Below are 9,614 nucleotides of genomic sequence, written 5' to 3' on the forward strand. Positions count from 1 at the left end.
TGCACCGCTATTACACGGACCCGACAGCCGCGCGGGACGATTACCGCGGCATGGTCGCATACATCCGCGCCACCGCCGGCCCAGAGGATGCGGTCATCCTCAACGCGCCCGGCCAGTGGGACGTCTTCTCGTACTACTACCGCTCGGACCCCTGGCCCGTGTACCGGCTCCCCGCCGAACGCCCGCCCAATCGCGCCTCCCTGGAACAGACCCTGGCGGAGCTGAGCGAACGCCACCGCCGGCTGTATGTGCTCTACTGGGCCACCGACGAATCGGACCCCGAGCGCATTATGGAGGGCTGGCTGGACGCCCATGCCTTTAAGGGGGTCGAGAGCTGGTTCGGCAACGTGCGCTTCGTCATCTACACGACCCTACGGGGATGGGATGTGCCGATGCAGGAGCTGGCCGCCGGCCTCCATTTCGACAGCGGCATCGCCCTGGCGCGGGCGGAAATGCCGGCGGCCCCGGTGCCAGCCGGCGACATCCTGCCGGTCTCCCTCTTTTGGCGGGCGGAGAGCACCCCGTCCGCGCGCTGGAAGGTCTTCCTGCAGGTGCTGGACGCCGGCAATCATATCGTCGGACAGCGGGATGCGGAGCCGCTCAGCGGTGCGGTGCCCACCACCTCCTGGTCCCCCGGCGCGGTGTATGAGGATCACCACGGCGTGCCCATCGAACCCGGGACGCCGCCCGGGACATATCAGCTCATCGCCGGCATGTATGACCCCTCCACCGGCGCGCGGGCGGCGGTGCGGGAGACGGGGGAAACCTTCGTGCGGCTGGGAAGCGTCGAGGTGAGCCGGCCGGCGCGCCCCCTGCCGGCCGGCGCTGTGCGGCCGATGTTCCCGGCCCGGATCAGCGTCGGCCCGCTGACATTCCTGGGATATGATCGCCATGCATTGGGGGGACTGCGCCAGGACGCGCCGCTTTCCGCCGGCACGCCCCTGCATGTTGCCCTCTACTGGCAGGCGCGTGAACAACCTGCGGATATCTGGCGCTTCCAGTTGTGGGTGGATGATATCCCCTGGGTGGATTGGACACCGCTGGGCGGCGGCTTCACCACGGACCAATGGCTGGCCGGCGACCTGATCCGCGACCAGGTGAATGGCTTCCTGCCGGCCGGCCTGTCCTCCGGCCGCCATCACTTGCGCGCTGTCCTGCGCGCAGACAGCAGTGGAGCGGAGGCCCGCCTGGACCTGGGGTACTTTCAGTTGCGCTGAAGCGGTGCCGGCTCAGGGGATGATGAGCTGTTGGCCCACGTAAATAGTATCCGGGTCGGTGATGTTGTTGGCGCGCATCAGCGCTGTCACGCTGACGCCGTAGCGCTGGGCGATCCAGGTGAGGTTCTCGCCGGCCTGCACCACGTGCACGCGTCCCGCGGCGCGCGTGGGAGTAACGGTAGCGGCCGGCGCCGCGGCCGGGATGATGAGGCGCTGACCCACGTAAATCCAGTCGGCGGAGCGCAGGCCGTTGACTTTCACCAGGTCGTCCACCGCCACACCGTAGCGGTAAGCGATGGCCGCCAGGCTTTCGCCCGGCTGGACCACATGGATGAAGCTGGTGGCCGCCGGCGCCGGGGTGACGGCCGGCGTTGGCTCTCCGGTTGGCGGGGCGGCCGGCTGTGGTATAATCAGTTCCTGCCCGACGTAAATCCAATCGGGGCTGGAAAGATTGTTCAGGCGCATTAGCTCCTCAACGTCCACACCGTACTGCTTGGCGATGAGGAGCAGGACCTCGCCCGGCTGGACGATATGGACTCTGGGCATCGGTGTGGCGGCCGCGATCGGGACGGCGGTCGGTGAAGGTATGGGGGTGGGTTCCGTCGTCTCGCCGGCAGGGGTTGGCGTGGGGACCATCGGTTCGGCTGGCCCAGCCGTGGCCGCCGCCGTGGGCGGGAGGGTCCAGGTAGCCGGCGGCATGGGTGTATCGGTAGCCGGCGGGCGGGGCGTGCTGGTGGGTGTGACGAAGACCACAGCCACCGCCGCCGGGGTGAAGGTCGGCTTGGGCGTGCGGGTGGGCGTCGGCGCCGGCGCGTTTCCCTGCCCGACCGCCCTCCAGACGGTCGTAATCAGGATATAGTTCACCAGGACCAGGGCAATAATTACGCCCAACCAGGAACCACGCTTGTTCATAATACCGTTCCCTTTCACGGCGGTATGTCCATTACTTTGATTATAGCATCCAGCCGGCGGGGATACAAGCCGGCGGACAATCTATAAGGTTAAAGATGACCAGCAAGAAGCCCGTGACTGTGAGCATCATTGCCACCGTACTCAACGAAGAGCGTTCCATCGCCGAACTGATGGAAACGCTAGCCGCGCAAACGCGTCCGCCGGATGAAATCGTCATCGTGGACGGCGGTTCGACGGACCGCACCCGCGACATCTTGCAGAGCTACGCCGGCCGGCTCCCCCTGCGGGTGCTGGTGGTGCCCGGCGCCAATATCTCCCAGGGCCGCAATGCCGCCATCCGCGCCGCGACGGGCGAGATCATCGCTTCCACCGATGCCGGCGTGCGCCTGGACCCCCATTGGCTGGCGGAGCTGGTACGTCCGTTCGAAGAGGCATCGTCCGAGGAGGCGCCGGGGGTGGTGGCCGGCTTTTTCCTGCCCGACCCGCGCTCCACCTTCGAGCGGGCCATGGGCGCCACGGTCCTGCCCCGCCTCCCCGAAATTGACCCCGACCGCTTCCTGCCCTCCAGCCGCTCGGTGGCGTTCCTGCGCAGTGCCTGGGAGCGCTGGCCTTATCCGGAATGGCTGGACTTCTGCGAGGACCTGATCTTCGACCTGGGGCTGAAGGCGCTGGGGTACCGCTTCGTGTTCGCGCCGGGAGCTCTGGTCTACTTCCGACCGCGCTCCAGCCTGCGCGCCTTCTTCAAGCAGTACTACCGGTATGCGAGAGGCGACGGCAAAGCGGACCTATGGCGCAAGCGGCACGCGGTGCGCTACCTGACCTATCTCGTTGCCCTGCCGGCCCTATTGGTCCTGAGCATCCTGCACAGCCCGTGGTGGTTGGCGGTCCTTGCCGCCGGCGCCGCCTACTACCTGTACCCGCCGTACCGCCGCCTCCTGCCTGAGATCGCCGACCTGCCGCCGGCGGAGAAGCTCCGGGCCATCGCATGGGTGCCGGCCATTCGCGTCGTGGGCGATGTGGCCAAGATGATCGGCTACCCGGTCGGGTGGGCCTGGCGCCTGCGCCGGCGCCGCGACCCGGCGATCCACTGGCGGAAGGCCCTGCAAAGGGAGCGGTAGACAGAGCCGCCGGCCAGCGATCGGCTGGCGCGAGCATTTCCCCTATTTGACATTTCCCCGAGCCGGCATATAATATTATTGCAACTAGTTGCAATTACTGCTCTTTCCACATGTTTGCCGTCTCGTCAATCAGTTCAGGAGGCACAGGAGATGCATATCCCCGATGGATTCCTCAACACAGGGACGACGGTAGCGGCCTGGGCGGTCTCCGCCGGCGGCCTCGGCTACGCCGTCCGCCGTGTCAACCGTGAGCTGGGAGAGCGGCAGGTACCGCTGATGGGCGTCACGGCGGCCTTTATTTTCGCCGCCCAGATGCTCAATTTCACCGTCGCCGGCGGCACCTCCGGCCACCTGCTCGGAGGAGCCTTGGCCGCCATACTGCTGGGGCCATGGCCGGCCATGCTGGTGCTCACCAGCGTGCTGGTCGTGCAGGCCCTGCTCTTTCAGGACGGCGGACTGCTGGCGCTGGGCGCCAACATCCTCAACATGGCGGTCATCGGTGTGCTGGTTGGTTGGGTGACCTATACCTCTCTGCGCCGGCTCTTCGGAGAAAAAACCTGGGCCACCATGGTCAGCGGCTTCATCGCGGCCTGGCTCTCCGTGGTGATCGCGTCGCTGGCCTGCGCGGCCGAGCTGGCGCTGTCCGGCACCTCGCCTTGGCAGGTAGCTGTGCCGGCGATGGGCCTGGTGCACATGCTTATCGGTATCGGTGAGGGCCTTATCACCGTCGCGGTGCTGGCCTTCCTGAAAGTGACGCGGCCCGATCTGCTGTCCCTGCATCATAAAGCCTCTCAGGCGTAAGGGGGTGACCGAATGGACATCTTCAAGCGCTACTGGTGGATCGCCGGCTTACTGCTGGCCATCGTGCTGGCCCTGCTCTCGCCGCTGGCCTCTCCGCACCCCGATGGGCTGGAGCGTGTGGCAGAAGACACCGGTTTTATCGAGCGGGCCAAGGATGCGCCGTTCCAGATTATCCCCGATTACGTGTTTCCCGGCATTGAGAACGAGGCAGTGGCCACCATTATCGCCGGCATCGTGGGAACCCTGATCGTCTTTGGCGTTGGGTATGGTCTGGCGCTGGCACTGCGCCGGCGCGAACACCAATCGCATCGCGGCGCATGACCGGGTAAAGGACGCTGATGAAGCACTCTTTCCTGGACCGCTATCGTGAGGGGAACAGCCTGATCCATCGGCTGGACCCCCGGCTGAAACTATTGGGGACGCTGGCATTCATCCTTGTGGTTACTAACATCCCCGCGCAGGGCTGGCCGGCCTTCCTGCTGATGGCCGGCCTGGCCCTTCTTCTCGTGCGCCTGGCCGAAATCCCCCTGCTGGAAGCGCTGAAGCGCTCCTCCATCGCCCTGCCGTTCGCCGGCGTGGTCGCCCTGTCCGTCCCCTTCACCCGGGCCGGCACAGTGCTGTGGCAGGCGCGTCTGGGGAGCTGGACGCTGTCGGTCACCGACGCCGGCCTGGCCCTGTTCCTCTCGGTCGTGGTCAAAGCGTGGCTGGCAGTGCTGATGAGCGGTCTGCTGGTGGGGACTACCCCCTTCCCCAAACTGCTGAAGGCGATGCGCGCCCTGCATGTGCCGGCGCCGCTGGTTTCGACCATTTCTTTCATGTACCGCTACCTGTTTGTGCTGGTAGACGAGGCCATGCGCCTGCAGACAGCGCGCGAGGCGCGCTCGGTGGGTTCTGGCCGCACCGTATGGTGGCGCGCCAGGGTGCTGGGCGGTATGATCGGCAGTCTGTTCATCCGCAGTTACGAGCGCAGTGAGCGCATCTATGCCGCCATGCTGTCGCGCGGCTTCGCCGGCGAGATTCGCTCGCTGGAGCAGTTGACCTGGCAGAGGCGGGACTGGCTGGCCGGCCTAAGCTGGAGCGCCCTACTGCTGGCCGCCTTTATGCTCGGCCGGCTGATATCAGGAGGTGGATGATCGTGGACCTGGCAGTGCGTGTGGAGAAACTTCGCTTCGCTTATCCTGACGGGAGGCTCGCTCTCGACGACGTCAGCTTTGCCATCGCGCCTGGCGAGAAGGTGGCCGTGGTCGGCCCGAACGGCGCCGGCAAATCCACCCTCTTTCTCCATCTGAACGGCGTCCTGCATGGGCAGAACGAGGGGCGCATCTGGGTCGCCGGCGTGGAGCTTACCGACAAAAGCCTGCGTCAGGTGCGGGCACGCGTCGGCCTGGTGTTCCAGGACCCCGATGACCAGCTCTTCTCCCCAACCGTCTTTGAGGATGTGGCCTTTGGCCCCCTGCATATGGGCCTCCCCGAGGAAGAGGTGCGCCGGCGCGTGACCCAGGCCCTGACAGCCGTCGGCATGCAGGGCTTCGAGGACAAGATGCCGCACCACCTGAGCCTGGGGGAACGCAAGCGCATCGCCATCGCCACGGTCCTTGCCATGGAGCCTGATATCCTCTTGCTGGACGAGCCTTCCGCGGGGCTGGACCCGCGCGCCCGCCGCAACCTGATCCAATTGCTCCAGCGCTTGCCGCAGACCATGCTGGTCGCCAGCCACGATATGCGGCTGGTGTGGGAGCTGTGCCCGCGCACCCTGATCCTGGACGCCGGCCGGCTGGTGGCGGATGGGCCTACCGCTGTGCTCCTGCAGGATGAAGCCCTTATGGAAGCCCACGGCCTGGAAGTGCCCCTGCTGACGCCGGCACCCCGGCCGGAGGCCTCTATCCCCCATACCGTTTCGATAGCATGGAAATAAGCTCGCCCGGCGGCTGAAACCGCGGGCCTGCGCCGGCTCCCGAGGGCCTGCACTGCAGGGCGGGTTCTCTGCCCCTTGCGTACCCTTGCATACCCCCACACTTGATGTTATACTTATGCTGGTGCCGTGCTTCATCCCATCACAACCATGCCATGGGGGTAGCGCAATATGGCGCGATCGCGCAGACATCTTCTGCTGGTCGAAGATACGCCCCAGCATCAAGAACTGATGCTCAAAACCCTCACCACCACCCACCCTGAGTGGAGCATTGACGCGTTCGAGACTGGGGAGGACGCCCTGGCCGCGGCGCGGCATACTTTCTACGACGCCGGCATCCTCGACTTCACCCTACCGGGCATCACCGGGCTGGAGGTCGGCGCCCAACTGCGCGCCTTGGTCCCCGACATGCCCCTGGTGCTGGTCACCGCCCGCGGCAGTGAGAAGGTCGCCGCACAGGCCCTGCGCACCGGCTTCGCCGAGTACCTCATCAAAGAGGGAGACTATCTCGAACTGCTCCCGCTGGCCGTGGCCCGCGCCATCGAAACAGTGGAAGCCGCCCGCGAGCGCGAGCAGATGCGCAAAGACCTTCTGCGGCGCACCGAGGAACTGAGCGCCCTCAACGCCGTTTCCACAGCGGTGGTCAGCTCCCTGAGCCTGCAGGAGATTCTGGCGGAAGCGCTCGGCCGCACCATCGCCGTCCTGGGGGCGGAGGCCGGCGCCATCTACGTCGTGGACGCCGCCCGCCGGCGCGCTTCCATCGGTGCCCAGCAGGGCATTGACTCCACCACCCTCGCCCTGCTGGAGCGGTGGGTGCCCAGCCGCACCGGCATCCGCCGGCTGATGGAGGACCGCCGCACTATCACCACCCTGGCGGATATCGTCCGCCTGGAAAGCGTCGAGGAATTCTCCTCAGAAGAACTGGCGGAGCTGGAAACCTTTGTCGCCACCCCGTTGAAGGCCAGCGGCGTGCTGATGGGCGTGCTGTGCGCGCGGCCGCGCCCGGAACGCCCGTTCACGGCGGCGGAGCGCGCCCTGCTGGCCGCCCTGGGCCGGCCCATCGGCATGGCCATGGCCAACGCGCAGTTGTACCAGCAGACCCGTCAACAGCTTCACGAGCTGGAGGCCAGCCAGGAGCGCCTTATGGCGGCGGCGCGCTCCACGGCCGCCCAGAGCCTGGCCAGCGGCATCGCCGGCGAAATCAACAACGCCCTCACCAGCATCCGCGGCAGTGCCCAGATGATCCTGCGGGAAAAGGGCATCAACCCGGCCATCGAAAGCGATGCCCTGCGCATCCTGGAAGGATGCGAGCGGGTCGCCCGCCTGGCCGAATCGCTCACCAGCATGATGGCCCAGCCGGAAGGCCGGCGCGCCCCGCATAACGTCAACCGCGTCATCCAGAACTGCCTGGAGCGCCTCAAGCAGTCCACCGAGGCCCTGGGCATCGCCGTCATCACCAACCTGGCGCCGCGCCTTCCCACGGTCTCCATCGAAGGGGACGCCCTGGAACAAGCGATCATGAACGTCCTCATTAATGCGGTGGAAGCCATGCCGAACGGCGGCGAACTGCGCATCACTACCGGCATGGAAGGGGAAAACGTTTTCATTTCCATTAAGGATACCGGCGAGGGCATCCCCCAGGAAAACCTCTCCCGCATCTTCGACCCTGACTTCACCACCCGGCGGGATCGGGGTCGCGTGCGCGGGTTGGGGTTAGGGCTGTTCGTGACGCAGAACATCGTGCAATCACGCGGCGGCACCATCGGCGTGCGCAGTGAGGTAGGCAAGGGGAGCACCTTCACCATCCGCCTGCCGGCCACCCGCCCCAGCGAGGGCACGCCCGGCACCGAGTTCCTGCTCTGGTCCGAAGCCAGCGAGGAAGACCTCATCCGCTGTGCCGGCCTGGTCCTGAACCCGCGCACCCGCCAGGTCGCGGTCGGGCGGGGACGCATCGAAGGCCTGACCAAGATGGAAGCGCGCCTGCTGGAGGTCTTCATGCGCCACCCCAACAAGGTGCTCAAGCGCGCCTTCCTGATGAAAGAGGTGTGGGAAACGGACTACATCGGCGATACGCGCACCCTGGATGTCCATGTGCACTGGCTGCGCCAGAAAATCGAAGAGGACCCGTCGCGCCCGCGCCTTCTGCGCACCATTCGCGGCATCGGCTACCGCTTCGGGCTGGGGCCGGCCGAGGACGAATCGCTGTTCGATGATTGAACGCACCAACAGTGTAACCGCTTAAGGGAAAGTGACCCATGCAAATCGGACAGATCACCCTGGCACACCTGGACCAGGAGGTGGAGATCGCCGGCGTGATCACCGGCATCTGGGACCTCTCCAAGGGCAGGAAATACCATGTCTATGACCAGACCGGCATCCTGCCCGTGATCGTCTGGGATAACCTCCTCGAACAGCATCCCGACATTCACCGCCTTCTGACCGGCGCGATGGCACGGTTCCGCGGGCGCATCAAGGAATACAAAGGAGAACTGCGCCTGATCCCCGCCGGCGCGGAAGATATCCAGATCATCCAGCCGGCAGACCCCTATGCCCGCTCGCCCATCCCGCTCTCCCGCCTGCCCGAGGTGGGCGCCGGCAATATGGCCTGGGTCACCGGCCGCATCACCAGCATGAAGGCGTTCTCCAAGGGCATCAAACTGCATATCGCCGATGACAGCGGCGCCGGCGTCGTACTCATCTGGAACACCCTCCTCGAAGCCTCGGCCCTGCAGGACCAGCTTGAGATTGACCTGCGCCTGGGCGTGTACGGCGAGGTGCGCCAGTTCCACGACGAATGGGAGATCGTGCCCCTTACCTCGGTAGAGATTATCCCGCTCGAAACACCGCCGGCCCCTGGATGACGCCGGCGCTGTGCACCGGATCGCTTGGGGCCGGCACCACGCGAGGGAGGGGTCTTCTCCCCAACCGCTTCCCCGCGCCCATGGATGGCGTCAGGGAATGCCTGTCTCCAACCAGAACCGGCGCCGGCACCCGTTCACGCACTTTCACAGGGCAAGTATTTGACAAATTTTATTGTCAGCATATACTATGCCCCGTCCCGACACAGCGCCGTACATACGGGCGGATACGCCCTTTCAGGAGGAATCAAATGCTGGATACCGAACAAATCCGCCAGGCCCTGAAGCAGGTCATGGACCCGGAACTACAGAAAAATATCGTCGAACTGGGTATGGTGCGCGATATCGCCATCCAGGACGGCACAGTGCATATCACACTGGCACTGACCACCCTCGCCTGCCCTCTCCGCTCCCAGATAAGCGAGGATGTGGTCAGCGCCGTCCAGCAGCTGGACCCCGGCCGGCCCGTGCAGGTGCACCTGGAAGAGATGACCCCTGCCGAGAAACAGCGGCTCATCGAGTCCCAGACCCCTAAAGGGGAGGCCGCGCCCAAACCATCCGCGCTGGTGAACCATATTGACCACGTCATCGCCGTCATGAGCGGCAAGGGGGGCGTGGGGAAATCGTCGGTCGCCGCCATGCTGGCTGTGGCGCTGGCGCGCGCCGGCAAGCGCGTCGGCCTGCTCGACGGCGATATCACCGGCCCCAGCATCCCGAAGATGTTTGGCCTGCGCACCCCACCCGGCCTCAGCCCGCTGGGCGCCGTACCCCCGCAGACTGGCGCCGGCATTGCCAT

At 65.9% G+C, this 9,614-nt stretch carries 8 protein-coding genes and 1 pseudogene; 8 read left to right on the forward strand and 1 reads right to left on the reverse strand.

Features of this window, described 5'->3' with window-relative positions; translation table 11 throughout:
- Positions 1–1,217, forward strand: a 1,217-nt coding sequence (locus tag H5T60_07590) for a hypothetical protein (GenBank protein ID MBC7242293.1), incomplete at its 5' end; no start/stop codon positions are given.
- A gap of 12 nt (positions 1,218–1,229) precedes the next feature.
- Here the strand turns inward: H5T60_07590 and H5T60_07595 are convergent.
- On the reverse strand, positions 1,230–2,129 hold the full coding sequence (locus tag H5T60_07595; GenBank protein MBC7242294.1) for a LysM peptidoglycan-binding domain-containing protein: 900 nt from the start codon (positions 2,127–2,129) through the stop codon (positions 1,230–1,232).
- A gap of 95 nt (positions 2,130–2,224) precedes the next feature.
- Between H5T60_07595 and H5T60_07600 the strand changes: the two genes are divergently transcribed.
- The 7 genes and pseudogenes from H5T60_07600 to H5T60_07630 form a co-directional block, all read left to right on the forward strand.
- Positions 2,225–3,247, forward strand: a complete 1,023-nt coding sequence (locus H5T60_07600; GenBank protein MBC7242295.1) for a glycosyltransferase — start codon at positions 2,225–2,227, stop codon at positions 3,245–3,247.
- Between the two features lie 150 nt (positions 3,248–3,397).
- Positions 3,398–4,369 (forward strand): annotated as a pseudogene (locus tag H5T60_07605) (energy-coupling factor ABC transporter permease).
- Between the two features lie 17 nt (positions 4,370–4,386).
- Positions 4,387–5,181 (forward strand): cobalt ECF transporter T component CbiQ, encoded by a 795-nt coding sequence (gene cbiQ, locus H5T60_07610; GenBank protein ID MBC7242296.1) that lies wholly within the window; start codon positions 4,387–4,389, stop codon positions 5,179–5,181.
- Entirely contained in the window at positions 5,178–5,963 is a 786-nt protein-coding gene (locus H5T60_07615; protein MBC7242297.1) for an ABC transporter ATP-binding protein, read from the forward strand. Before cbiQ ends, H5T60_07615 begins: the two co-directional genes overlap by 4 nt.
- 168 nt (positions 5,964–6,131) lie before the next feature.
- Positions 6,132–8,177 carry a winged helix-turn-helix domain-containing protein gene (locus H5T60_07620; protein MBC7242298.1) on the forward strand — a complete coding sequence of 682 codons (2,046 nt, stop codon included), beginning with the start codon at positions 6,132–6,134 and terminating at the stop codon, positions 8,175–8,177.
- 38 nt (positions 8,178–8,215) lie between these two features.
- Complete coding sequence (locus H5T60_07625) at positions 8,216–8,821, forward strand: hypothetical protein (protein MBC7242299.1); 606 nt, start codon at positions 8,216–8,218, stop codon at positions 8,819–8,821.
- A gap of 248 nt (positions 8,822–9,069) precedes the next feature.
- Positions 9,070–9,614, forward strand: a 545-nt coding sequence (locus tag H5T60_07630; GenBank protein ID MBC7242300.1) for a P-loop NTPase, incomplete at its 3' end; no start/stop codon positions are given.

The sequence above is a fragment of the Anaerolineae bacterium genome (assembly GCA_014360855.1).
Lineage (GTDB): Bacteria > Chloroflexota > Anaerolineae > JACIWP01 > JACIWP01 > JACIWP01.

What these genes read in the sequence shown, in the direction of transcription:
- H5T60_07595 (MBC7242294.1), bottom strand. Translation starts at nt 2,129, where the DNA reads ATGAACAAGCGTGGTTCCTGGTTGGGCGTAATTATTGCCCTGGTCCTG.
- H5T60_07600 (MBC7242295.1), top strand. Translation starts at nt 2,225, where the DNA reads ATGACCAGCAAGAAGCCCGTGACTGTGAGCATCATTGCCACCGTACTC.
- H5T60_07625 (MBC7242299.1), top strand. Translation starts at nt 8,216, where the DNA reads ATGCAAATCGGACAGATCACCCTGGCACACCTGGACCAGGAGGTGGAG.
- cbiQ (MBC7242296.1), top strand. Translation starts at nt 4,387, where the DNA reads ATGAAGCACTCTTTCCTGGACCGCTATCGTGAGGGGAACAGCCTGATC.
- H5T60_07615 (MBC7242297.1), top strand. Translation starts at nt 5,178, where the DNA reads ATGATCGTGGACCTGGCAGTGCGTGTGGAGAAACTTCGCTTCGCTTAT.
- H5T60_07620 (MBC7242298.1), top strand. Translation starts at nt 6,132, where the DNA reads ATGGCGCGATCGCGCAGACATCTTCTGCTGGTCGAAGATACGCCCCAG.